General features: G+C 70.0%; 23 protein-coding genes. 17 read left to right on the forward strand and 6 right to left on the reverse strand.

The genetic code is table 11. From position 1 onward, the window contains the following. Positions 1-366, forward strand: a 366-nt coding sequence (locus VGR37_21910) for a hypothetical protein (protein HEV2150068.1), incomplete at its 5' end; no start/stop codon positions are given. A 113-nt stretch (positions 367-479) separates the two neighbouring features. Beyond that, entirely contained in the window at positions 480-1,736 is a 1,257-nt protein-coding gene (locus tag VGR37_21915) for a DUF4198 domain-containing protein (protein HEV2150069.1), read from the forward strand. Positions 1,737-1,822: 86 nt separating this feature from the next. On the opposite strand, the gene VGR37_21920 is transcribed toward VGR37_21915, so the two are convergent. The 6 genes from VGR37_21920 to VGR37_21945 are packed head-to-tail and all read right to left on the reverse strand — an operon-like array spanning position 1,823 to position 4,334. Continuing rightward, positions 1,823-2,305, reverse strand: coding sequence for a hypothetical protein (locus tag VGR37_21920; GenBank protein ID HEV2150070.1), 483 nt, complete (start codon positions 2,303-2,305; stop codon positions 1,823-1,825). A 4-nt stretch (positions 2,306-2,309) separates the two neighbouring features. After that, positions 2,310-2,768 carry a heavy metal translocating P-type ATPase gene (locus VGR37_21925; GenBank protein ID HEV2150071.1) on the reverse strand — a complete coding sequence of 153 codons (459 nt, stop codon included), beginning with the start codon at positions 2,766-2,768 and terminating at the stop codon, positions 2,310-2,312. 2 nt (positions 2,769-2,770) lie between these two features. After that, on the reverse strand, positions 2,771-3,178 hold the full coding sequence (locus tag VGR37_21930; GenBank protein ID HEV2150072.1) for a cupredoxin domain-containing protein: 408 nt from the start codon (positions 3,176-3,178) through the stop codon (positions 2,771-2,773). Positions 3,179-3,203: 25 nt separating this feature from the next. Beyond that, positions 3,204-3,476, reverse strand: coding sequence for a hypothetical protein (locus VGR37_21935; protein ID HEV2150073.1), 273 nt, complete (start codon positions 3,474-3,476; stop codon positions 3,204-3,206). A 30-nt stretch (positions 3,477-3,506) separates the two neighbouring features. Next, positions 3,507-3,872 (reverse strand): four-helix bundle copper-binding protein, encoded by a 366-nt coding sequence (locus VGR37_21940; protein HEV2150074.1) that lies wholly within the window; start codon positions 3,870-3,872, stop codon positions 3,507-3,509. Positions 3,873-3,926: 54 nt separating this feature from the next. Beyond that, positions 3,927-4,334, reverse strand: a complete 408-nt coding sequence (locus VGR37_21945) for a MerR family DNA-binding protein (GenBank protein ID HEV2150075.1) — start codon at positions 4,332-4,334, stop codon at positions 3,927-3,929. A 165-nt stretch (positions 4,335-4,499) separates the two neighbouring features. Here VGR37_21945 and VGR37_21950 point away from each other — a divergent pair, with 165 nt between their 5' ends. From VGR37_21950 to VGR37_22020, 15 genes are all read left to right on the forward strand, one after another. Further along, a complete protein-coding gene (locus VGR37_21950) occupies positions 4,500-4,895 on the forward strand; it encodes a hypothetical protein (protein HEV2150076.1) in 396 nt (131 codons plus the stop codon). Between the two features lie 158 nt (positions 4,896-5,053). Then, positions 5,054-5,641, forward strand: a complete 588-nt coding sequence (locus VGR37_21955) for a Spy/CpxP family protein refolding chaperone (protein HEV2150077.1) — start codon at positions 5,054-5,056, stop codon at positions 5,639-5,641. 74 nt (positions 5,642-5,715) lie between these two features. Next, positions 5,716-6,225, forward strand: coding sequence for a DUF411 domain-containing protein (locus tag VGR37_21960; protein HEV2150078.1), 510 nt, complete (start codon positions 5,716-5,718; stop codon positions 6,223-6,225). A 48-nt stretch (positions 6,226-6,273) separates the two neighbouring features. Then, complete coding sequence (locus VGR37_21965; protein HEV2150079.1) at positions 6,274-7,161, forward strand: YCF48-related protein; 888 nt, start codon at positions 6,274-6,276, stop codon at positions 7,159-7,161. After that, the gene (locus VGR37_21970; GenBank protein ID HEV2150080.1) at positions 7,154-7,612 is read left to right on the forward strand and encodes a cytochrome c; all 459 of its coding nucleotides are present in this window, start codon (positions 7,154-7,156) and stop codon (positions 7,610-7,612) included. The genes VGR37_21965 and VGR37_21970 overlap by 8 nt, the downstream gene beginning before the upstream one ends. A 789-nt stretch (positions 7,613-8,401) precedes the next feature. Beyond that, positions 8,402-9,832, forward strand: a complete 1,431-nt coding sequence (locus tag VGR37_21975; GenBank protein HEV2150081.1) for a TolC family protein — start codon at positions 8,402-8,404, stop codon at positions 9,830-9,832. Next, complete coding sequence (locus VGR37_21980) at positions 9,829-11,193, forward strand: efflux RND transporter periplasmic adaptor subunit (protein ID HEV2150082.1); 1,365 nt, start codon at positions 9,829-9,831, stop codon at positions 11,191-11,193. The genes VGR37_21975 and VGR37_21980 overlap by 4 nt, the downstream gene beginning before the upstream one ends. Positions 11,194-11,196: 3 nt before the next feature. Next, positions 11,197-14,388, forward strand: a complete 3,192-nt coding sequence (locus VGR37_21985) for a CusA/CzcA family heavy metal efflux RND transporter (protein ID HEV2150083.1) — start codon at positions 11,197-11,199, stop codon at positions 14,386-14,388. Positions 14,389-14,447: 59 nt separating this feature from the next. Continuing rightward, a complete protein-coding gene (locus VGR37_21990) occupies positions 14,448-14,933 on the forward strand; it encodes a hypothetical protein (GenBank protein HEV2150084.1) in 486 nt (161 codons plus the stop codon). Between the two features lie 10 nt (positions 14,934-14,943). After that, positions 14,944-15,567: a hypothetical protein gene (locus VGR37_21995; protein ID HEV2150085.1), complete on the forward strand. Its 624-nt coding sequence runs from the start codon at positions 14,944-14,946 to the stop codon at positions 15,565-15,567. Positions 15,568-15,709: 142 nt separating this feature from the next. Continuing rightward, positions 15,710-18,094, forward strand: a complete 2,385-nt coding sequence (locus tag VGR37_22000) for a heavy metal translocating P-type ATPase (GenBank protein ID HEV2150086.1) — start codon at positions 15,710-15,712, stop codon at positions 18,092-18,094. Positions 18,095-18,117: 23 nt separating this feature from the next. Further along, complete coding sequence (locus VGR37_22005) at positions 18,118-18,609, forward strand: heavy metal-responsive transcriptional regulator (GenBank protein HEV2150087.1); 492 nt, start codon at positions 18,118-18,120, stop codon at positions 18,607-18,609. Between the two features lie 127 nt (positions 18,610-18,736). Continuing rightward, positions 18,737-19,606, forward strand: coding sequence for an NAD-dependent protein deacetylase (locus tag VGR37_22010; GenBank protein HEV2150088.1), 870 nt, complete (start codon positions 18,737-18,739; stop codon positions 19,604-19,606). Between the two features lie 167 nt (positions 19,607-19,773). Then, complete coding sequence (locus VGR37_22015; protein ID HEV2150089.1) at positions 19,774-21,456, forward strand: ATP-binding protein; 1,683 nt, start codon at positions 19,774-19,776, stop codon at positions 21,454-21,456. A gap of 307 nt (positions 21,457-21,763) precedes the next feature. Continuing rightward, positions 21,764-22,489 (forward strand): hypothetical protein (locus VGR37_22020; GenBank protein ID HEV2150090.1); only part of this gene is annotated, 726 nt, incomplete at its 3' end.

Here is a 22,489-nt window from a genome sequence, read left to right on the forward strand (position 1 = left end):
ACGGGCCACGGCGCCACCGGGGCGCATCCAGCGGCCCACGGCCAGGAGCGCACCGGAACGGCCCATGCGGGGCATGCGCAGGGTCGGCCGGCCGGATCGCATGCGGCGGGGCACGGACAGACCGCCGCGTCCGCGCCGCACGGAGCAGCGCATGGACAGAGCCGCGCCCCGGCCTCCCACGCGGAGCACGGGCAGCCCCGCGCCGCGGGGGCCGTCCCTCCAGGCGAGGGTACGGAGAAGCTCCTGACGCTGGTCCAGGAGCTGGTGCAGGACCCGGTCGTGCAGCGGCGGATCCAGAACGACTCCGCGCTCCGCGAGGCATGGACGGATCCGGGCGTGCGGCGGATCATCCTCCAGGAGCCCTGACCGGGACGAGAGCCGGGGCGAGTCCCGCGCCGGGGCTCGTCCGTCCATCGCGCCCCGGGAGGCGCGCCCGCTCCCCGAGCGCCCCATCCACCTCATCCAGGAGAGCTCCCGGCATGCGACCCGTATCCACTCGCCACCGCGCCGCGCTGGGGCTCGCCGCTGCAGCCGTCCTGGTCCTCGCCGCGGGGACCCTGTCCGCACACGACTTCTGGCTGGTGCCCGACGCCTTCCAGGTGGCAGACGGCGGACAGCTCCGTGTGCACGGCCAGACCAGCAGCGAGTTCCCCACGAGCGAGTCCGCGGTCACGGCCGACCGCGTGGCGGACGCCCGGGTGATCGGGGCGACGGGGGAAGAGCGCATCCGCGACCTCTCCCGTTCCGGCACCTCGCTCGTCCTGCGGCACCAGCCCAGGGGGGCAGGGCAGCGCGTCGTGGCGGTTCGCCTCCATCCACGGTCCCTGCGGGAATCGGTCGCGAGCTTCCGGCGCTACGTCGAGCTCGAAGGCGCGCCCGAGGCGCTCTCCACGGTGGACCGGATGGGGCGGCCCGCGACCGACAGCCTGACGCGCCGCTATGCCAAGTACGCGAAGACGCTGGTGGAGGTGGGCCGAAACGGCCCCCGTGCGTTCGATCGCGTGGCCGGGCACCCGCTGGAGTTCGTGCCTCTCCAGGACCCCTCCTCGGTCGGCGCCGGGGGGACGCTCCCCGTGCGGCTCCTCTACCGCGGCCGGCCGCTCGCCGGCGCGCGCGTGCACGCGGAGGCCGCGCCCGAGCCGGGACGCGAGCAGACCGGGACCCCCCACCAGGCCCTCGAAACCGACGCCGAGGGCGTCGCGCGTGTCCGGCTCGGCCGCGGAGGGCTGTGGAACGTCCGGACGCTCCAGATCGTGCCGGCGGATCCCGGGTCGGGGGCCGACTGGGACGCCCACTGGGCGACGCTGGTGTGGCAGGCGCCGGGCGGGGGCGCGGAGGCACGGGGAGTCGCCGCGGCGCAGGATTCGGCGGCGGTCGCGGAGACCGTCGACCGCTACCACCGGGCGCTGGCGGCCGGGGACAGCGCGGCCGCCCTGGCGCTCCTCACCCCGGACGCGGTGATCCTGGAGAGCGGCGGGATGGAGACCCGCGCGGAGTACCGGTCGCACCACCTCCCGGCCGACATCGCCTTCGCGCGGGCGGTGCCGCGGGAGCGCGGGCCGATCCACGTGTCCGTCCGGGGCGACGCGGCGTGGGCCACCTCGACCAGCGTGACCCAGGGCCGCTACCGGGAGCGGGACGTCAACTCCGTGGGCGCCGAGCTGATGGTGCTCGTCCGCACCCCCGAGGGATGGCGGATCGCGGCGATCCACTGGTCCTCGCGGAACCGGCGGTAGGGGCGGAGGGGGCCGGGCGCGCGCGGCATCTCACGGCTCTGCGCGGCGAAGGAGCTGGGCGTTTCCGCGCACGCCAGCGTCCAGGCTCAGGTGAGCTGACGGCGGACGAACCAGACGATGAGCGGCGGCAGAACCGTCCACTGGAGGAGCGGCAGGAGGCCAGTTCCCAGGAGCGGGAGGGTCGGCATGATCTCCGCGTAGGTCCAGCGGCGCAGCACCTCCGTCGCGAGCCACTCGAGGGGCAACGTGATCGCCACCCCCACGGCCGTGAAGGCGATCACCTCGCCCGAGGTCGGGCGGAGAATCCAGGCTCGCGAGCGGACCGCCGCCACGGCCCAGAATCCCACGAGTGCGATCCCGGCGTCCCCGAGAGTTGCGCCGGTGCAGAACTGCACCGCATCCCAGTGCGGTGCAGCCGCCATTCCCTCGAAGAAGGGCACCTGCCAGAACTCCCAGACGAAGTTCAGCAGGAACGCAAAGATCGCGACGTTCACCTCCGGGAGCCTCAGGATCCCGGGGCCCGCGCTGCGGGCGAGCGTGCGAGCCTGCTCCCTCCCCACGCCTACCATGCGCTCAGCCTCGTGCGGGGTTGAACGCCTTCAGCCGGAGGCTGTTGAGCACCACCGTGATCGAGCTGAACGCCATGGCCGCACTCGCGATGATCCCGATGATCATGCTCACCCAGAACTTCCGCTGCAGCGCGCGGTACTCGCGTACCCGCGTGATCCGCTCGCGCTGCTCCGGGTCCTCCTCCTCGATCGCCTCGGCCGGCTCGTACCCGGCCTCCCGGATCACCTGGACAGCGTCCCGGATGCCCGCCTTGTCGGGTTCATACTCGACCGTGGCCCGGCCGGTCGCGAAATCGACGTTCGCCTCCCGCACCCCCGGGGCCTTCTGGAGGTTGCGCTCGATGCGGTTGGCGCAGGCCGCGCAGTGCATCCCGGCCACCGGCACGGTGATCCGCGCCGACTGGTACTGCCCATCCGGCGCCGCGCCCGTGGGCTCCGTCCCGATCCCTCCGTTCTCGACCATGCTCAGCTCTCCCTGGAAGCCCCGTCGCGACCCGGCTCCACCAGGAGCTTCCCGCGCAGCATACCCATCCCGCACGTGAAGACATACTCCCCGGGTCTCTCAGGGGTGAACTCGACCGGCGTGGTCTGGAAGGCGGGGAGGCGCTTGCGGATCCCGAAGTCACCGAAGACGATCTCTTCGGAGCAGTCCGCGGTCTCGTTCCGGTGGAAGTCGAGACGGACGGGTCGCCCGGCCTCCACCAGGATCAGGTCCGGGTCATAGCCTCCCTTGACCTGTATCTCGATCTCCTGCACGCCCTCTCCCGAGGCGACGGCGCGCACGCGCTCTCCCTCGCTCCAGAAGAAGTACCAGAGGATCAGTGCGATGAGGATGATCCCGCCGATGGTAACCAGGATTTCCGCCAGGGTCATGGTCCAGTTCTCCGGACGGAGTCAATCATGCGCGGCGGCGGCGTAGCGAATCCACGACCAGGTAGACGAAGACACCCAGCAGCCCGACCATGGCGAGGAACTGGGCGGCCATCATCCCCATCATGCTCATCATGGCTCCCATCCCCATCATCATTCCCCCGCTCATCATCCCGCCCTCCATCATCCGGCCCTCCATCATCCGGCCCATCGAGGGGAGCATCGCCAGGCCCGCGACGAGCCAGATGACGGCCAGCCCTCCGAGCACCCAGAGCACAGCTCGTAGCGGTCCGCTCACCATGGCGTAGCTCCCTCATTCATGTGTAGTGGGCTACGCCGCGATTCGGCGGCACTCTTCGGCCGAGCGGCGGCAGGCTTCGGCGCAGCGGCGCATCATCTCGCCCTCGTACTTCTCGCACTCGGCGGCGCACCGCTCGCAGGTCTCCGCCACCGCGCGGCAGAGCTCCGCCACGTTCTCGCTCCCGCGGGCCAGGACGATCACGGCCGAGACGCACAGCTCGGTGGTGTCGCGGCACAGGCGGATACAGTCGAGCCTCTCCTTCACGTCCTCCGAGCGAAGACACCCTTCCGCGCAGACCTCGCATGCGATCACGCACTGCACGCACGCTTCGATGCAGTCATGGTACCGCTCGGCTCCGGTCCCCTTCAGGTAGGTACCCAGTTCGATTGCTGCCATGTCGTCTCTCCTCGAGAAGTGTGTGGTTGTGCTTCCGGCCCGTCTTCCCCCCGCTCAGGTGGGGCCCTCGTCGAAGGCGTCCAGGATCGGGCAGTCATCCAGCGATCCACTGCCCTCACAGGCGCCGATCAGCTTCAGGAGCGTGTCCCGCATCCGCTGCAGGTCATCCATCTTCTGCTGGATCTCAGCGACCTTCGCCTCCGCCCTGGCCTTAACATCCGCCTTGCTCGCGCCCGGCGCGATGCGCAGGCTCATCAGGTCCTCGATCTCCTTCAAGCTGAACCCCAGGTTCTGCGCTCCGCGGATGAAGCGGATGCGCGCCACCGCTTCGGGCGGGTACCGGCGGTGCGACGTGCCCTGCCTCGGTGGCTCTTCGACCAGCCCTTTTCGGTGGTAGAAGCGAACCGTCTCGACCCCGACCCCTGCCGCGTCGGCGACCTGTCCGATGGTCAGCGACTCCATGCACCCTCTTCCGGTCCAGTGTAACACCCGTACCACGGTACGGAATCAAGCCTTCTAAAAGATGGGGCATAAAGCTTGCCAAACCCTTGTGGCGACGGGGCCTTCATAAATCCTTCATGATCGAAGGGTTGCCACCGGAGCCTGATCGCCGTTAGATTTGTCCTCATGATGACCCGGATTCGTGTCTTCGCCGCGCTCTTTGCGCTCATCGCCCTCTCCCTTGCGGGAGCCGGGGCGCTGTCGGCGTCCACGTGCGCGTCGGGCATGGATTCGGGTATGGTTTCGGCGGCCGCCTCCATGATGGACGGCTGTGGCGTCGAGATGGCGCCGATGACGGATGCGGATCGTTCCGAGGACACCAAGCCCACGCATCCGGAAGGTCCGCAGTGCCCGATGGCGCCCGCGGCGGCCTCGGGTGCCTGCTCGACCGTGGCCACGGTTCCTGCCGAGGCCCCTGATTTCTCCGCGCTCTCGCCCGAGAGCGCGATTGTTCCGCTTTCTGCCTCTCAGACGCGCGACCTGCTTCTGGTCTCCGCGTTCTTCCGCCCTCCCCGGGCGTAATCCCTCGCGTTCCGGGTCTCCCCGGCACGCACCTCCAGCACAGACGCTGAAGTTCGCTCGGGGCCAATGCCCCTGAGTGGTCACGGCTCCTCGGGGATTCCTGACGCCTTGATGCGTGGGACCCGGGGCGCCAGGAGAACGCTACTCGGAGACCGAAAATGACCAAGACCACACGCCGTTTCTCGATCCTGTTCGGCCTGTTCGTACTCCTCGTCACCGTCGCCGGCGTGGTCTACGCCCAGGGGCGCCACGGTGGGATGATGGGCGGGATGATGTCGATGATGCAGGACTGTCCGATGATGAAGTCCATGCAGCAGGGACCCGCGGCCGCGCTCCAGCACAAGCAGGAGCTGGGGCTCACCGCCGATCAGGTCCAGCGGCTGGAGGCGCTCCAGAAGAGTGCTCATCCCGGGCACATGCAGATGATGGGACAGATGCAGGCCATCCATCAGGAGATCGCGAAGGCGACCGAGGGGGAGCGCTTCGACGAGGCCGCCGCCCGCGCCGCCTTCGGCCGCATGGGTGAGATGCACACCGAGATGGGCGTCGCGATGCTTCGCGCCCGTCACCAGACGCAGCAGATCCTGACCGCGGAGCAGCGTGAGAAGCTCTCCAGGCTGGGTGGCGGGATGATGGGGATGCACGGGATGATGATGGGTGGGATGGACATGAAGGACTGCCCGATGATTAAGGGGATGATGGGCGGGGGAATGAACGGGATGCACAAGGAGCGCTCCGGTAGCTAACCCCCATCACGCCACGGCCGGACCTCTCCGGAGGTCCGGTCCCATCGGGAGATGAACGAAATGGAGATCGCACGATGAAGAACCGGACGAAGTGGATCCTTGGGCTGGTGGCGCTGGTGGCGGTTGCCGTCTTCGGCACCCTGTACCGCGGACACGCGGAGCCGGCCTTCGCGGCCGAGCACTCCGCCAACGCACTCGCACTCGCCGATGCCCCGGTGATCACGGTGTACAAGAACCCCACCTGCGCGTGCTGCGGCGAGTGGGCGGAGCACCTGCAGAAGAGCGGCTTCCGCGTGGAGATGAAGGAAGGGGCGGACCTGAATGCCGTGAAGAAGCAGCACGGGGTCACCGTGGACCTCGCGTCCTGCCACACGGCCGAGGTGGCCGGCTACGTGCTCGAGGGACACGTCCCGGCGGATGTGATCCGGCAGCTGCTCGCCGAGAAGCCCGCGATCCGCGGCCTGGCGGTGCCCGGCATGCCGGCGGGTGTGGAGGGGATGCCGGCAGCGGGTCCGAACCGCGCGCCCTATGAGATCTTCGCGATCGAGCAGGGGGGTGGCTCGCGAGTCTACGCCACGCGATGAGCGGATGAAGATCCCGGGCGTTCACTATCCAGCGACGACGAGATCGGCATGAAGAATCGGATTCGGGCCCATCTGCGGAATTTCGGAGCCTCGGCGCTCCTCCTCGGTGGCCTCGCCGCGTGTGGCGGCGACGCCGGCGAGGCGGGCGTACTCCCGGAGGGAGCGCCGCAGGGGGAGATCGCGGCGCTCGAATACGACGCCGCGGGCGGGCGCCTGCTCAAGGCATATCCACAGGCGCTCTATGCGAGCGCGGATGGCGGAGCGACGTGGAAGCCCATCCCGCTGCCGGCCTCCGTGCGGCAGGGCCGGCTCTCCGCGGTGGCCGCTGCCGATTCCGGGCGGGTGCTCTACGCCGCGGGCCCCGGCGTGGGAGTGCTTCAGAGCACCGATGGCGGGAAGACGTGGATCCCCCGTAGCGGTGAGCTTCCCAGCCGGGACGTCGGGGCCTTCGCGGTGCACGCGGACCAGCCCAGGACGCTGTACGCTTCCTTCGCTGACGAGGGAATCTACCGGAGCGAGGACGCGGGCGAGACGTGGACGCGCATGGATAGTGGCCCCGGCGCTCCGATCCTGCAGTTCCTCCACTCGGACATGGAGGGCAGCATGCAGTCGGGCTGGCTCTTCGCGGCGACGCCCGAGGGCGTACGGCGTTCGATGGATTGCTTCTGCGGCTGGAGGCCCACGGGAGAGCTCCCGGAGGGTGAGATCTTCGACGTAGCCTACGATCCGACGCAGCCGAAGCGCGTTTATGCGAGCACGGTCGAGGGTCTCTTCCGGAGCACCGATGGCGGCGAGAGCTGGGAGCGCGTTTCCGCGGAGCCGATCCTCCCGGCGCTCGCCGTCGATGCGGCCGGGACGCTGTACGCGGCCGACCGGGAGGGTGCGGTTCTCCGGAGCGCAGACCAGGGGAGCAGCTGGGAGCGTCTCCGTGCGTAAGTCGACGGTCGCCGGTCTCACGGGGGTGTCCCTCCTGCTCTCCGCCTGTGGGCGGGGCCGGGACGGCCCACCCCCCCCGGACCCGGAGGTCGTCGCGCTCGGGCGCCATGTCTACCAGCAGTACTGCGCGTCCTGTCATGGCCCGGTGGGAGAGGGTCAGCCGAACTGGGAGACGCCCGACGCCCTCGGCGAGCTGCCGGCTCCCCCGCACGACCCGGTGGGGCACACGTGGAAGCACTCCGACCGGATGCTCTATCACATCGTGCTCCAGGGCTGGCGAGACCCGTTCAATCGGACCGATCGGCTCACGATGCCCGCGTTCCAGGGCATCCTCTCCCCGACGGAGATCCGGGCCGTGATCACGTACCTGAAGACGCTCTGGACAGAGGAGCAGCGGCAGTTCCAGTGGCAGGAAAGCCAGGACGAGCCGTTCCCGGACGAGGCTGCTTAGGCAGAACCGTCCGGCCGACTCCCCGGCGGGGTGACCACTACGTCCCGCCGGCGGAGCTCGGGTCTCGGATCTCCGAGCAGATGCGGCTCGGGAATTGCTTGGTCATCTCGCGGAAAACGTCGCGCACCCACCGGGACCCGAGGCTCGCCCCGCGGCTCGTCCTGCTTGACCGGAAGGTGGAGTGTACTCGCCCATCGCCGACACCACGGGACAAGTCTGTGGAGCTCGGGCAACTTCGAGCCGCTTGCGGGTATTCAAGCGTAGAATGAAACGCTCTCGTCCGATCGCTGCGCTCTTCGCGAGCTTCTTCGTCCTCCACCTCATGGTGGTGGGCGGGCTCGCGCGTGCGCTCGAGCCATCGGGCGACATGTCCGGCATGGGCATGATGGAGATGGCGTCCGAAGTCTCCGCGAGCGCGGCGGCGGTCGACGCCGGATCCAAGGCCTCGGACGAGGCCCCCTGCCCGGACCAGGCCCCCTGCGACATGCCGGGGATGCCTGGACAGTGCCCGTCCGCGTCCTCGTGCGTGCTGGCGGTCTCTGCGCCTCCGTATGCGGTCGCGCTCCACCTCCCGGCGCCCCTCCAGTCCCCGGCGGTGGCGTCCTCTCAGGTTCCGCACACCCGCACCTCCCCTCCGGAGCTTCCCCCTCCGCGGGCGTAGTCCAACACAAGACAATCGTTTTGTGATCCGCTGATCCTGCGCTCTTCCCGGGCCCGGACCATCGGGACATGCGTACACGCTTCGGCTCGGCCGAGCGAGCGCATGCCATTGGACACACCCAAGGAACCATGATCTCGACTTCTTCCGCTCCGTCCGCGGTGGAGCATCCGCGGCATGCCCGCCCGGCAGCCCCAGCGCTTGCACGCGTATTTCTGCCCGCCCTCTTCGCGCTGCTTGCGAGCGTCGGCGGTGCGTACGCGCAGTCCACCACCGCGAGCTCGCCGCCTCCGGCCGCGGGTGCCCCGCAGAGCCTGGAAGGGCTGATCTCGCACGCCCTCTCGGTTCACCCCTCGATCCGCGCTGCCCGCGACCGGGTGGAAGCGGCCCAGGCCGCCGTCCGCCCCGCGGGTGCGCTCCCCGACCCGATGCTGGGCGTGGGCGTGATGAACGTCCCGATCAGCGGGCGCGATCGGGAGGACATGACTTCCATGACCATGGCCACGGTCGGGGTCGGCCAGACGATCCCCTACCCCGGTAAGCTGAGGCTACGGCGTCGCGTCTCCGAGCTCGAGCTCGCGGCCGCCGAGGCGCGTCTCGAGGCGGCGAGGTGGGCCGTCCGGCAGGAGGTGACCGACGCCTACGCGGATCTCGCGTTCGTGGATCGGGCGCTGGAGATCGTCGGGCGCAACGAGAAGCTCCTGGCCAACTTCACCCGGGTCACGGAGTCCCGCTACGGCGTGGGGGTGGGAAACCAGACGGACGTGCTGAAGGCGCGCGTAGAGGCCGCCCGGCTCGCCGAGGAGGCGGTCGACCTGACCGAGCGCCGACGGGCCGCCCTTGCCCGCCTGAATGCCGCCCTCGACCGGCCGAGTGACGCGGCCGTGCCGGAAGCCACGATTCCCGAGCGCATCGCTCGGGCAGCGGTCGCGGACAACGCGAAGGACATCCGCTTCGCCTCGGCCGCGCTCGGCTCGCGTGCGGCGAACTCCCCCCTGCCGCCGCTCGCGGAGCTCCAGGAGGCCGCGATCCGCCAGAACCCCGCGATTCGCGCGCACCAGGCGATGATCGAGGCGCAGGCCGCGCGGGTGGAGCTGGCGCGCAAGGAGCACCTGCCCGACTTTGATGTCTCGGTCCAGTACGGGCAGCGCAGCGGCGCCTCCGACGTGGTCTCGGCCATGGTGTCCATCCCGGTCCCCCTCAGGAAAGCCCAGCGCCAGGATCTGCTGGCGAAGGAGGCCGAGGCCGAGCTGTCGGCGCTCCAGGCCGAGCACCACGAGCGGGCGAACGAGATCCGATCGGCCGTTGCGAGCGCGTACGCCGACATGGAACGGGATCGGGCCCAGCTCGCGCTCTACGTGAAGTCCATCATCCCGCAGGGACGCGCCGCGTTGGAGTCGGCGACGGCCTCCTTCCAGGTGGGCCGGGTGGATTTCCTGACGCTGCTGGAAAACCAGACCACGCTCTACAGCTACGAGACCGCTTACTACGGCGCCCTGACCCGCTTCGCCGAGCGTCTGGCGGAGCTGGAGCGCACCGTCGGCGAGGAGATCCTGAAATGACGCTGATTGAGACGCGCAACCGCTTCGTCGCCTGGACGAAGCGCCCTCTCGGGCTGGTCGTCACGATCGCCTCCATCCTCCTGATCGCCTTCGGCGCCTTCACGCTCTTCGGCGACCGCTCGGACGCGAAGGCGGAGGAGCGGACCGGGAAGGGAGAGATGGCGGGGATGGCGGGGATGGAAGGCATGGACATGGGCGGGATGAACATGTCCATGGACGGCTCCGTTCACCTGACGGCCGACCAGATCCGGCAGTTCGGGATCACGTTCGGCTTCGTGGAGGAGCGGACGCTGGGCAACGAGATCCGCACGGTCGGGATCGTCAACTTCGACGAGACCCGCCTCGCCCAGGTCGCCCCCAAGTTCAGCGGCTTCGTGGAGCGCCTGTACGTGGACTTCACGGGCAAGCCGGTCCGGGCCGGGCAGCCGCTGGTGGAGATCTATTCGCCCGAGCTGGTCGCGGCGCAGGAGGAGGTGCTCCTCGCAGCGAGGCTGGACGCGAGCCTCGGCGAGAGTTCCGTGCCCGGTGTCTCCGCGGGCCGTTCCAACCTGGCCGAAGCCGCGATCCGGCGACTGCGCCTCTGGGACATCTCGGACGCCCAGATCCGGCAGATCCTGCGGACCGGCAAGGTCCGCCGCACCCTGACGCTGCACGCGCCCGTCTCGGGCGTCGTCATCGAGAAGCCCGTCGTCCGCGGCCAGGCCGTGCAGGCGGGTCAGAGCCTGTACACGATCGCCGACCTGTCGAACGTGTGGGTCGAGGCGGAGCTCCGGGAGCGGGATGCCGGCAACGTTCGCGAGGGGTCCCAGGCCACGGTGGAGCTCGGTTCCTTCCCCGGCCGGCCGCTCCGCGGGACGGTGGAGTACATCTACCCCACGCTGGAGAGCGAGGCTCGGACGCTCAAGGCCCGGATCGCGATCCCCAACCCGGAAGGGCGGATCAAGCCGGGGATGTACGCCACCGTCCGCATCTCCTCGCCGTCGCGCACCGCGCTCACGGTTCCTACCTCTGCCGTGGTCCACACCGGGGAGCGGGCGGTCGTGTTCGTCGACATGGGGCGCGGCAAGATCATGCCGCACGAGGTCGAGGTCGGACGGATCGCGGGAGACCAGACGGAGATCCTGGCCGGCGTGGAGCCGGGCCAGCGGGTGGTCACCTCCGCACAGTACATCCTCGACTCCGAGTCCAACATGGCGGAGGTGATGAAGTCCATGATGGGGATGATGGGCGAGGGAATGGACATGGGCGGCATGGAGGGAATGGACATGGGCGGGATGGACATGTCCGGTGGCTCGATGCAGGGCATGGAGATGAAGGGCGCCGACATGAAGGGGATGAAGATGCCCCGGAAGGAGCGCTGAGCCATGCTGAAAGCCGTGATCGAGTGGTCGGTGAAGAACCGGCTCCTGGTTCTGATCGCAACCGTTGCGGTCACGCTGGCCGGCACCTGGGCAATGCTGCGGACGCCCGTCGATGCCGTGCCGGACCTGAGCGACGTCCAGGTCATCATCATGACCGAGTGGCCGGGACAGGCGCCGGAGCTGGTGGAGGACCAGGTCACATATCCTCTTTCGACGGAGATGCTCAAGGTTCCCGGGACCAAGTTCGTCCGGGGGATGAGCCAGTTCGGGCGGTCCGGCGTCTTCGTCGTCTTCGAGGACGACGTGGACCTGTACTGGGCGCGCAGCCGCGTGCTGGAGTACCTGAACGGTGTGCAGGACCGGCTGCCCGAGGGCGCCATGACCATGCTCGGCCCCGACGCGACCGGCGTGGGGTGGGTGATGCAGTACATCCTGGCCGACACCACGGGAAAGCGGAACCTGGCCGAGTTGAGGAGCCTGCAGGACTGGGTCGTGAAGCCCGCCCTCACCTCGGTGGAAGGGGTGGCGGAGATCGCGAGTCTCGGCGGGTTCGAGAAGCAGTACCAGATCGAGGTCGATCCGGCCCGGCTGCTCGCCTACGACATCCCGATGGCGAGGGTGATCCAGGCCGTGCGGGAGTCCAATGCGGACGTGGGCGGTCGGGTCCTCGAGATGGGCGGCAGCGAGTACGTCGTGCGGGGCCGCGGACGGTTCGACTCGATGGAGGACATCCGCGCGGTCTCCCTGGGCGTCGGCCCGGGCGGCGTGCCGATCACCGTGGGCGACGTCGGGCGGGTTCATCTGGGCCCTGAAATCCGCCGCGGAATCGCCGACCTGAACGGACGGGGCGAGATCGTCACCGGCTGGGTCGTCATGCGCTACAGCGAGAACCCGCTGGACGTGATCGAGGGCGTGAAGGCGAAGATGGCGGAGCTGGAGGGGGCGCTCCCACCGGGCGTCACCTTCGTGACCGGCTACGACCGATCGGGGCTGATCACGCGGGCCATCCACAACCTGCGCGAGAAGCTGGTCCAGGAGGCGATCATCGTCGCCCTCGTCACGCTGGTCTTCCTGCTCCACGCCCGTAGCGCGCTGGTCGCGATCGTGACGCTTCCGATCGGCGTCCTGATGGCGTTCCTCGCCATGCGGTATCTGGGCATCGGAGCAAACATCATGTCCCTCGGCGGGATCGCCATCGCCATCGGCGCGATGATCGACGCCGCGCTGGTGATGGTGGAGAACCTCCACAAGCACATGGAGCGCAACGACCGGGAGGGGCGCCCCAGGGGGCACTGGGAACTGGTCGTGGATTCTTCCAAGGAGGTGGGCCCGGCGCTGTTCACCTCGTTGCTGATCATTACGCTCAGCTTCCTGCCGGTGTTCGCGCTGGAAGCGCAGGAGGGGCGGCTCTTCAAGCCGCTGGCGTGGACGAAGACCCTGGCGATGGCGTCGGCGGCGCTCCTCTCCATCACGCTCGTCCCGGTGCTGATGGGGCTCTTCATCAAGGGCGGAGTGAAGCCCGAAGAGAAGAATCCGGTCAACCGCTTCCTGATCCGGGTCTACCGGCCGGTCATCCGGTTCGTTCTCCGGCGCCGCTGGCCGGTCATCGGGGCCGCCGGGGCGGTGCTGGCGATCACGATCGTGCCCTGGAAGCAACTGGGGAGCGAGTTCATGCCGCCGCTGAACGAGGGGAGCATCATGGACATGCCCAGCATGTTCCCCGGGGTGGGCACCGCGCAGGCGAAGCAGATCCTGCAGCAGCGCGATGCCGCGATGGCATCCATCCCCGAGGTGGAGATGGTGCTGGGCAAGATCGGGCGGGCGGAGACCGCGACCGACATGGCGCCGATGTCGATGATCGAGTCCATCGCCATCCTGAAGCCTGAGGACGAGTGGCGGCCGGGGGTCACCTTCGACTCCATCCAGGCCGAGATGAACGCGAAGGTGAAGACTCCGGGCGTGGCGAACATGTGGTCCATGCCGATCAAGAACCGGCTCGACATGCTGGCGACCGGGATCAAGACGCCGGTGGGGATCAAGATCTTCGGTCCCGATCTCACCACGCTCGACAGGATCGGGAAGCAGATCGAGGGGATCCTGCCGCAGGTCGAGGGGACGAACTCCGTGTTCGCCGAGCGCGCCATGGGGGGACGCTACCTCGACGTCGACGTGAATCGCCAGGCCGCGGCCCGCTACGGGATGACGGCCGACGACGTACAGATGGCGATGATGGGCGCGGTGGGCGGCATGTACGCCGGGGAGGTGATCGAGGGGCGCGAGCGCTACTCCGTGCTCGTGCGCTATCCGCGGGAGCTGCGCGACAACCCCCAGAAGATCGCTTCCACGCTGGTTGCGACTCCTTCAGGCGCGCAGGTGGAGCTGGGCGAGCTGGCGAACATCCGGATCGTCCAGGGATCGCCGCTTATCAAGAGCGAGAACGCGTACCTGAACAACATCGTCTACGTCGACGTGCGGGGGCGCGACATCGGCAGCTACGTCTCGGAGGCGAGAGAGCTCCTCGAGCAGAGGCTCGACCTCCCTGCCGGATACCGCCTGGAATGGTCGGGACAGTTCGAGGCCATGGAGCGAGCCAACCGGAAGCTGATGATCGTCGTGCCGATCACGCTGGCGATCATCTTCCTGCTGCTCTTCTTCCAGTTCGGCAGCGTGGCCGAGAGCGCGCTGGTGATGCTCTCGCTCCCCTTCGCGCTGGTGGGCGGCGTATGGCTGATGTGGCTGCTGGACTACAACCTGAGCGTCGCCACCGGGATCGGCTTCATTGCACTGGCCGGCGTGGCGGCGGAGACCGGCGTGGTCATGCTGATCTACCTGGACCAGGCCTACCACGAGCGCCGTGAGCGTGGTCGGCTGGGCGGCCGCACGGACGTGAACGCCGCGGTGGAGTACGGCGCGGTGGAGCGCGTGCGGCCCAAGATGATGACGGTGGTCGCCACCATCGCCGGCCTTCTCCCCCTCATGTGGGGCACGGGTGCGGGCGCGGACGTTGCGAAGCGGATCGCCGCCCCGATGGTGGGCGGAATGATCAGCTCCACAATCCTCACGCTGATCGTGATCCCGGCGGTCTACTCCCTGTGGAAGGAGTGGGAGCTGAAGCGAATGGGGCGTGGCTCCGACGCGCCCGCGCTGAAGGAGATTCCGGTGCTGACGGAGGATCTGGTCGCGAGCAGGAACTGATGGAATCGGTGCCCCGGTCTCTTCCGGGGCACCCGCCTTTCCCTGAACACGGAGGACGGATGATGCGGAACACCTATGGACCGACGACGCTGCTCCTCGCCGGGATTCTGGCAGCCTGCGGAGGGGAGGATGCACGCGAGGCGGAAGCCCCGGTCGTGGTGGCGGAGCCCGCAGGCGGGATGCCGGGAATGGAAGGGATGCAGGGGATGGAGGGGATGCAGATGGGCGGCGGCGGTATGATGGAGCAGACGCAGGCCCACATGCAGCAGATGGAGGGGCAGGGCGGTGAGCAGATCCGGGCCAACCTGCCCCAGCACCGCCAGCTGGTGGCAAACATGATCGCGCAGTTCAACCGCGAGATGCGCGACATGAACATGTCCAACGACCAGGCGTGGAACTCCACGGTCGAGGCGCTGCGGGAGGACCTGAGGCGGCTCCCGGAGATGAGCGCCGCGGAGCTGGAATCCTTCATGCCCGAGCACCGGGACCGCATCACCCGGCTGATGGAGATGCATCGTTCGATGATGGGCAACATGCAGATGTAAGGAGGCAGAGGTGAATCGTCGGATCGGCTTCGTGGTCGGACTGCTCGTGGCGGGTGCGGTGGCCGGCGTGCTCCTGTTCGGCCTGGTGCGGCTGGCGTTCCTGCCGCCGCAGCCCGTCACGCACTACCACGCGAACTGGGCGCTGTTCGTGGAGGGGGAGCGGCTCGACCTCGCGGACGAGCGGTACATGGAGGACGTGGTCCGGTGCAAGGCGAACCCGGCGAAGGTCGACCCGGAAGACCGGGTGCACCTGCACAACCTCGACCCCGACGTGGTGCACGTGCACGACGGCGGCGCCACCTGGGGCCACCTGCTGCTGAACCTGGGCATCACCGTGGGCGACGACCATCTCTTCACCGACACGGGTGCGCGGTACGTCGCCGCCCCGGGGCGGACGCTGAAGTTCATCCTGAACGGCGAGGAGGTCCCGTCCATCCGCAACCTCGTCATCGACGACCAGGACCGGCTGCTGATCAGCTTCGGCCCGGAAACGGCCGAAGAGGCCGCCCGCACCCAGTTCCCGCGGGTCGCCTCCACGGCCGGGGAGCACAACACCCGGCCCGATCCGGCCGGCTGCTCGGGGGCGGCCGAGGAGGGATTCGGGGACCGGCTCGCGCGGGCGTTCTGGTTCTGAGGAACACGACACCCGGGCATCCGTCCTGGAGCAGCCGCCCCGCTCTCCATCGCTCGGCGCCTCTTGACCCTCTATCCGACTACAGGCGCTATCGTGCAGGCGTGCGGGTCCGCATCGGACCCGCGACGACGCGGAGGCGACGATGGCGAACAAGCTGATCCAGGTGAAGGCGAGCGGGATGATGTGCTCGTTCTGCACCATGTCGGTCGAGAAGGCGCTGAAGCGGCTCGACGGCGTGAAGAACGTGCAGGTGAACCTCGTGCACGGGATCATCCTGGTGGAGGGGGATCCCGCGCGCGTGGCGCAGGACCAGGTGGCGAAGAAGGTCGAGGAGCTGGGCTACACGGTCGTGGCGACCGAGGCCCAGCAGGTCAGCACGGACGAGGCGATCTTCTCGACCATCAAGCGGCGCGGCTTCCTGGCCATGGGGCTCGCCGTGGCCGACCTGCTCTTCGACCCGCTCGACCTCTTCGGCGCACCGGGGCGCGTCCGGGCGGTGGTGAGCGGCCTGGTGGCGGCCGTGGTCCTGCTCTGGGTCGGGTACCCGATCCTGAGGAAGACCCTGATGGCCGTCGGGCAGCGCGTGGTCAACGCGAACGTGCTCCTCTCGGCCGGCGCATGGGGCGCCTTCGGCATCGGGGTGGCCCACCTCTTCGCGCCCGCCGGGTGGCCGAACTTCTTCCCGGTGGCGATCTGGCTGATGGCCCTCCACCTCTTCTTCGGCTACTTCAAGCTGGGGACGCGGAAGGCGGCGGCGGAGTCGGTGCGGCGCCTGCTGGCGCTCCAGGCGGAGCGTGCGCGCGTGGTGCGCGGCGGCCGCGAGGTCGAGGTGCCGGTCGAAGAGGTGCAGCCCGGCGAGGCGGTCCTGGTTCGCCCGGGTGAGCGCGTGCCGCTGGACGGGGTGGTCCGCGAGGGCGCCTCCAGCCTCGACCTCTCCACGGTGACGGGCGAGAGCGCTCCGGTCTACCGGGAGGTGGGCGAAGAAGTGGTGGGCGGCACGATCAACCTCGACGGCTTCCTCCGCGTCGAGGTGCTCCGGCCCGCGTCGGAGAGCTACATCGCCCAGGTCGTGCGCCTGATGCGGCACATCGAGGAGAAGAAGCCCCCGATCCAGCTCCTCATGGACCGGCTCATGAACTACTACGGGCCGGTGGTCTTCGCCGTGGCCGCACTCGCGGCGGCCGGCTGGCTCCTCCATTCGGGCGAGGTCTCCACGGCCGTCCTGATCGGCCTCACCACGCTGATCATGGGGTACCCCTGCGCGCTCGGCATCACCACGCCCATGGTGCTGGCGATCGGCGGCGGGCACGGCATCGCCCGGGGCCTGCTCGTCCGCGCCGGGGAGTTCTTCCAGTCGCTGGCGGAGGTGGACACGGTCGCCTTCGACAAGACGGGAACGCTGACGTACGGGCGGCCCACCGTGCGGGAGGTGATCGCGGTGCGCGGCTCCGCGGACGAGGTGCTGGCGACCGTCGCCGCGGCGGAGAAGCGGAGCGAGCACCCGCTGGCGGGCGCCATCCTGCGCTACGCGGTGATGCGGGAGGTGCGCTTCCCGGCCTCGGCCGACTTCCGCGCCGTGCCGGGGAGGGGCGTGCAGGCGACGGTGGACGGCCGCAGGGTGCTGGTGGGGCGCCGGAGCTTCCTCGCCGCCGAGGGGGTGAGCCCCGGAGGCGAGGGCGCGGACCACGCGGCCCGCCTGGAAGCCGAGGGGCACACCGTCGTCTACGCGGCGGCCGACGGGGAGATGATCGGGGCGGTGGCGCTCCAGGACGTGCCGCGCCCCGGAACGGAGCGGGCGATCCGCCGCCTGCGAGAGCTCGGGATCCGGTCGGTGCTCCTCACGGGCGACAACCGCCCCGTGGCGGAGGCGATCGCGCGGCAGGTGGGCATCGACGAGGTGCGGGCGGAGCTCCTGCCCGAGCAGAAGGTGGAGGCGATCGAGCGCCTCCAGGCGGAGGGCCGCACCGTGGCGATGGTGGGCGACGGGATCAACGACGCGCCCGCGCTCGTCCAGTCCGACGTGGGGATCGCGCTGGGCGCCGGAACCGACGTGGCGATGGAGTCCGCGGGCGTGGTGCTGGTGAGCGACCGGATGGAGAAGGTGGTCTCCGCGATCCTGCTCGGGCGCGCCTCGCACCGGAAGATGAAGCAGAACATCGGCATCGCGGTGGCGGCCAACGTGATCGGGATCACACTCGCCATCGCGGGCTGGATCACCGCCCCCGTGGCGATCGCGATTATGACGGCCTCCATCCTCGCGGTGCTCCTCTCCACCCTCTCGCTCCTTCGGCTCCGGCTGGAGGTCCCGGAGGCGGCCGAGGAGGCGGTGGTGGAGGCGGTGATCCCCGCGCGGCGGATGCACTGCGACAGCTGCGCGAGAAAGATCGACCGCAAGCTGTCCAGGGCCAGGGGGGTCCGGTTCGTGGCGGCGGATGCGGCGCGAAAGGAAGTGCGGGTGGCCTACCGTCCCGACGAGACCACCGAGGACGCGCTCCGGCAGCAGCTCGAGGAGATGGGCTTCCGCTGAAACCTGGAGACGAGGAGGATGCGGTGACGCAACCGACGCAGGGCGGGCAGGAGCACTTTCGCGCGGGGGAGGCGGCCGCCGAGCTCGGCGTCGGGGTCCAGACGCTCCACTACTACGAGCGCGAGGGGCTGATCCCGGCGCCCCCCCGGTCCGGTGCAGGCTACCGCCTCTTCCCGCCCGACCTGATGGAGCGGCTCCGCTTCATCCGCCGGGCGCAGGCGCTCGGCCTTTCGCTGGCCGACATCAGGGAGACGCTGGAGCTGGCCGAGATCGGCGAGAGCCCGTGCGGCCGGGTGCAGGCCGCGCTCGCGGAGAGGCTCGCGGAGGTCGACCGCCGCCTGGAGCAGCTGACGGCCTTCCGGCGCCAGCTGGCGGACCTGGTCGAGAACGCGCCGAAGCTCCGCGACGCGGAACGTGGCGGGAGGGTCTGCGCCATCGTGGAAGGGGCGAAGCCCACGCCCGGACGCGAGCGGGTGAACGTTCCACCGGGACGGCGCGGCAGAGCCGGCGGATAGGGCTCATCCGGGGACCCCACATGGAGACGGGGCGTACCAGGGACCGTCGACCCTGGCGGGCACGGGTGCACGGCCGTGCGTGCGCCGGCACCGCTCCGCCAGCCGCGGGCGCAGATTCCGGAACCCGATGACCACGATCACTTCCCCTCCCGGCCTGGAAGCCCTGCCGGCCCTGCTCGACCTGCTCCGCGGCCGGCGCGTCGTGGTGCTGGCCGGGGCGGGGTGCAGCACGGAGTCCGGCATCCCCGACTACCGCGGGCCGGAGGCGTCGCTCCGGCCCCGGACGCCGATCCAGTACCAGGAGTTCGTGCGGAGCGAAGCCGCGCGGGTCCGGTACTGGGCGCGGAGCACGGTGGGATGGCCCCGCTTCTCGGCCGCGCGGCCCAACGCGGCGCACCAGGCCCTGGCCCGCCTGGAGGAGGGCGGCGTCGTCCGGGGCGTCATCACCCAGAACGTGGACGGGCTGCACCACGCCGCGGGGAGCCGGCGGGTGGTGGAGCTGCACGGCTCGCTGGCGTCGGTGCGGTGCCTGGACTGCGGAGGGGGCGTGGGGCGGGACGACTTCCAGGAGCGGCTGCTGGGATCGAACGCGGAGTGGACGGAGCGGCTGAACCGGCGGACGGGCGACGGGGTCGAGGCGGCCCCGGACGGGGACGCGGAGCTCCCTTCCTGGGCGCTGGAGAGCTTCCGCGTGCCCGCCTGCGCTTCGTGCGGCGGCGTCATGAAGCCGGACGTGGTCTTCTTCGGGGAGAACGTCCCGGCGGGACGGGTGCAGCAGGCCTGGCGCCTGTTCGAGGAAGCCGACGCGCTGCTCGTGGCGGGCTCGTCGCTGACGGTGTACTCCGGCCGGCGGTTCATCTACCGGGCCCGGGACGAGGGCGTGCCGATCGGCATCGTCAACCTCGGCCCCACCCGCGCCGACGAGGCGGCGGCCGCGAAGGTGGAGGGGCGGCTCGGAACCGTCCTGCCCCGTCTGGCGGAGGCGCTCCTCGCCTAGCGGCCCGCCGGGCGGCTTCACGGCTCCGCAGGCGCTCGGAAACCGGTCCGGGTGGTATCGGACACCTTGTGCGGCAGCAGGGGGTGTTTCTCCGCCCCGGATCTCGCTATATTGTGGATGGCCCAGCACTCACGGGCCTCCTTCCGGCCCTCTCCCCCGGCGGCCACATGCAGCGTCCAACGCTTTCTCGCTGGCGGCGTCTCACCCCGCTGCTCCTCCCACCCCTGGTCGTGGTGGCGTTCGCCCTGCTCCTGCACGACGCCATCCAGCGCCGGCGCCACAGCGCCGAGCTGGTGCGGCAGACGCAGGGCACCGTCGCGCTCCTGAACCAGCTCCAGGTGCGGCTGGTGGACGCGGAGGCGGGCCAGCGCGGCTTCCTGGTGGCCGCCGACGAGGACGAGCTGCAGCCGTACCTCGGGGCCGCGCGCGACGTCTGGTCGAGCTTCGCCTCGCTCCGCGGCGCGATGGGCGCCGACGACCCGCGGCTCACCGAGCTCGGCTCCCTGCTCGACCTGCGCCTGGCGCTCCTGGAGACCGGCATCACCATCCGCCGTACGGCCGGGTTCGAGGCGGCGCGCGACTTCGTGGCGACGGGGCAGGGCCGGGAGGTGTCGGTCGAGGTGCGCGGGATGCTGGACTCGCTCCGCACCGAGCAGGCGAGGGTGCTGGCGGAGCGCGACGCGCAGGAGGAGCGCCGCGCGCGGGGGGTGCTCTGGATCCTCTTCGGCGGCGCGGGGCTGGTGATCGGCGTGGCGCTGCTCACGGACCGGCTCCTCTCCGGGTACGCGGGCGAGCTGGAGCGGATGAACGACGAGCTGGAGCAGAGGAACCGCGACGTCACCGACCAGGCCATGGAGCTGGAGCTGCAGGCGGAGGAGCTGCAGAGCCAGTCGGCGCACCTGCAGGAGACGCTCTCGGAGCTGGAAGCGGCGAACGAGGAGCTGATGATCCAGCGCACGCACCTCGAGGAGGTCTCCGCCGAGCTGGAGGCCTCGAACGACGAGCTGCTCACGGCCAACGCGGCGCTGCAGGACCGTACGGCGGAGGCGGTGGAGGCGAACCAGGCCAAGAGCGACTTCCTGGCCACCATGAGCCATGAGCTGCGGACTCCGCTGAACGCGATCGCCGGGTACACGGACCTGATCGCGCTGGGGATCCACGGGCCGGTCAGCGAGGCCCAGCAGAAGGCGCTCGGCCGCATCCAGCGGAACCACGAATACCTGCTCTCGCTGATCAACGACGTCCTGAACTTCGCCAAGCTGGAGGCGGGACGGCTGGAGGTGAGGGTGGCGGACCTCCCGGTGGCCCAGGTCCTCGCGGGGGTGGAGGACGTGATCTCCCCGCTGGTGAGGGCCAAGGAGCTGCACTACGCGTGCGACCCGTGCGAGCCGGGGCTGCGCCTGCGGGGCGACCGGGACCGGATCGACCAGGTGCTCATCAACCTGGTGACGAACGCCATCAAGTTCACCGAGGCGAAGGGGCACGTCCAGGTGCACTGCGACGCGGACGAGGAGCGCGTGCGCATCCACGTGACCGACACCGGCCGCGGGATCCCCGCGGAGAAGCTGGAGGCGATCTTCGACCCCTTCGTGCAGGTGGGGCGGGAGTGCTCGGGGAAGCAGCAGGGCGTGGGGCTGGGACTGGCGATCAGCCGCGAGCTCGCCCAGGCGATGCAGGGCGACCTCACGGTGCGGAGCGAGGAAGGGAAGGGCTCCACCTTCACGCTCTCGCTCCTGCGCGGGCGGCGTGTCGTGCCGGGGAGCATCTTCTCGCCCGGCGCGGGCGATGCGGCGGCTCCCGCGGCGGAGTGGAGCGATTCGCCGCCCGCAGCGGCCGCGGACGCGGGCTGAAGCGGGACGGAGGCTCCGGGGAGCCTCCGACCAGGCGCCCCCGTGTGGCCGAGGAGCCACACGGGGGCGCCGTGCTTTCGGGCTGCGCTGGCGCTGCTGCACTGTCACGATCGGGACGGTCGACGATCAGCCCCGTCACCCTGAGTCGCGCAGCACTCGTCCCACGGCGGGGCGCCGATTCTTGCGTCGGCGTTCTACTTCCGGTCAGTACGGCCGCAGCCTCAGAACGGAGGTGCCCTTGAGCGCTCGATCGACGTGGCTCGGTGTCGCCGTGTATTCACTGCTTGTCGCTGCCCCGACTCTCCTCGTGGCGCAGCCATTCCCGTCCTTCGGCGGAATCGAGGCCCGCATCGGGGTGGCCTCGCCGAAGGACGCGGATCCGGGCCTGAGCGCCGCGGTCGATCTCGACCTCGGATCCGTGGGAATCGGTTCTCTACGGACGATCGCGGGCTTCCACTACTTCGCCGTGAACCGCGACTCCGACGCCGCGGAGGACCCGGGAAGCTACACGGCTACCGGGGGCCGGCTGGGTCTACGACTCGATCTGTTCGGCAGGCAGCGGCTTTCGCCCTACGTCCTGGGGGCGCTGACCGGCCATCGGGTGTCCGCGGACGTGGCTGAACCCCGGGTGCGCGACCTGCTGGAGGGCTTTTACGCGGGAGTCTCCTTCGGTGGGGGGGCCGCGCTCTCGCTCGACGAGAGCGGAGTGCTTGCCGTGACGGGCGAAGCGCGCCGCACCGTCGCGAGCAACATCGCGCACAACGTGCTCGAGCTCGGCGTGCGCTTTCAACCGAGAGGGCGGGCCACCTACAACCGCCGTGCGGGAATCGGGGGCGACGCGCGATCCGGGGAGGCCGCGCGGATTGCGGTCGAGCGCGAGCGGGCGGAGGCGGAGCGAAGGCGGCTCGAGGAGGAGCGCCTCGCAGCGGAGCGGGCCCGCGCCGAGCAGGAGCGCCTCGCCCGGATGACCGAGGAGGAGCGGCGTCGGGCCGGGCAGCAGGTCGTGCGCGCCGAGGAGGAGGCCGAGCTGGCC

This window comes from Longimicrobiaceae bacterium (genome assembly GCA_035936415.1).
Taxonomy (GTDB): domain Bacteria; phylum Gemmatimonadota; class Gemmatimonadetes; order Longimicrobiales; family Longimicrobiaceae; genus JAFAYN01.

Excerpts from the sequence above, each read along its gene's own strand:
- VGR37_21915 (HEV2150069.1), top strand. The coding sequence starts at position 480 with ATGCGACCCGTATCCACTCGCCACCGCGCCGCGCTGGGGCTCGCCGCT.
- VGR37_21920 (HEV2150070.1), bottom strand. The coding sequence starts at position 2,305 with ATGGTAGGCGTGGGGAGGGAGCAGGCTCGCACGCTCGCCCGCAGCGCG.
- VGR37_21925 (HEV2150071.1), bottom strand. The coding sequence starts at position 2,768 with ATGGTCGAGAACGGAGGGATCGGGACGGAGCCCACGGGCGCGGCGCCG.
- VGR37_21930 (HEV2150072.1), bottom strand. The coding sequence starts at position 3,178 with ATGACCCTGGCGGAAATCCTGGTTACCATCGGCGGGATCATCCTCATC.
- VGR37_21935 (HEV2150073.1), bottom strand. The coding sequence starts at position 3,476 with ATGGTGAGCGGACCGCTACGAGCTGTGCTCTGGGTGCTCGGAGGGCTG.
- VGR37_21940 (HEV2150074.1), bottom strand. The coding sequence starts at position 3,872 with ATGGCAGCAATCGAACTGGGTACCTACCTGAAGGGGACCGGAGCCGAG.
- VGR37_21945 (HEV2150075.1), bottom strand. The coding sequence starts at position 4,334 with ATGGAGTCGCTGACCATCGGACAGGTCGCCGACGCGGCAGGGGTCGGG.
- VGR37_21950 (HEV2150076.1), top strand. The coding sequence starts at position 4,500 with ATGATGACCCGGATTCGTGTCTTCGCCGCGCTCTTTGCGCTCATCGCC.
- VGR37_21955 (HEV2150077.1), top strand. The coding sequence starts at position 5,054 with ATGACCAAGACCACACGCCGTTTCTCGATCCTGTTCGGCCTGTTCGTA.
- VGR37_21960 (HEV2150078.1), top strand. The coding sequence starts at position 5,716 with ATGAAGAACCGGACGAAGTGGATCCTTGGGCTGGTGGCGCTGGTGGCG.
- VGR37_21965 (HEV2150079.1), top strand. The coding sequence starts at position 6,274 with ATGAAGAATCGGATTCGGGCCCATCTGCGGAATTTCGGAGCCTCGGCG.
- VGR37_21975 (HEV2150081.1), top strand. The coding sequence starts at position 8,402 with ATGATCTCGACTTCTTCCGCTCCGTCCGCGGTGGAGCATCCGCGGCAT.
- VGR37_21980 (HEV2150082.1), top strand. The coding sequence starts at position 9,829 with ATGACGCTGATTGAGACGCGCAACCGCTTCGTCGCCTGGACGAAGCGC.
- VGR37_21985 (HEV2150083.1), top strand. The coding sequence starts at position 11,197 with ATGCTGAAAGCCGTGATCGAGTGGTCGGTGAAGAACCGGCTCCTGGTT.
- VGR37_21990 (HEV2150084.1), top strand. The coding sequence starts at position 14,448 with ATGATGCGGAACACCTATGGACCGACGACGCTGCTCCTCGCCGGGATT.
- VGR37_22000 (HEV2150086.1), top strand. The coding sequence starts at position 15,710 with ATGGCGAACAAGCTGATCCAGGTGAAGGCGAGCGGGATGATGTGCTCG.
- VGR37_22010 (HEV2150088.1), top strand. The coding sequence starts at position 18,737 with ATGACCACGATCACTTCCCCTCCCGGCCTGGAAGCCCTGCCGGCCCTG.
- VGR37_22015 (HEV2150089.1), top strand. The coding sequence starts at position 19,774 with ATGCAGCGTCCAACGCTTTCTCGCTGGCGGCGTCTCACCCCGCTGCTC.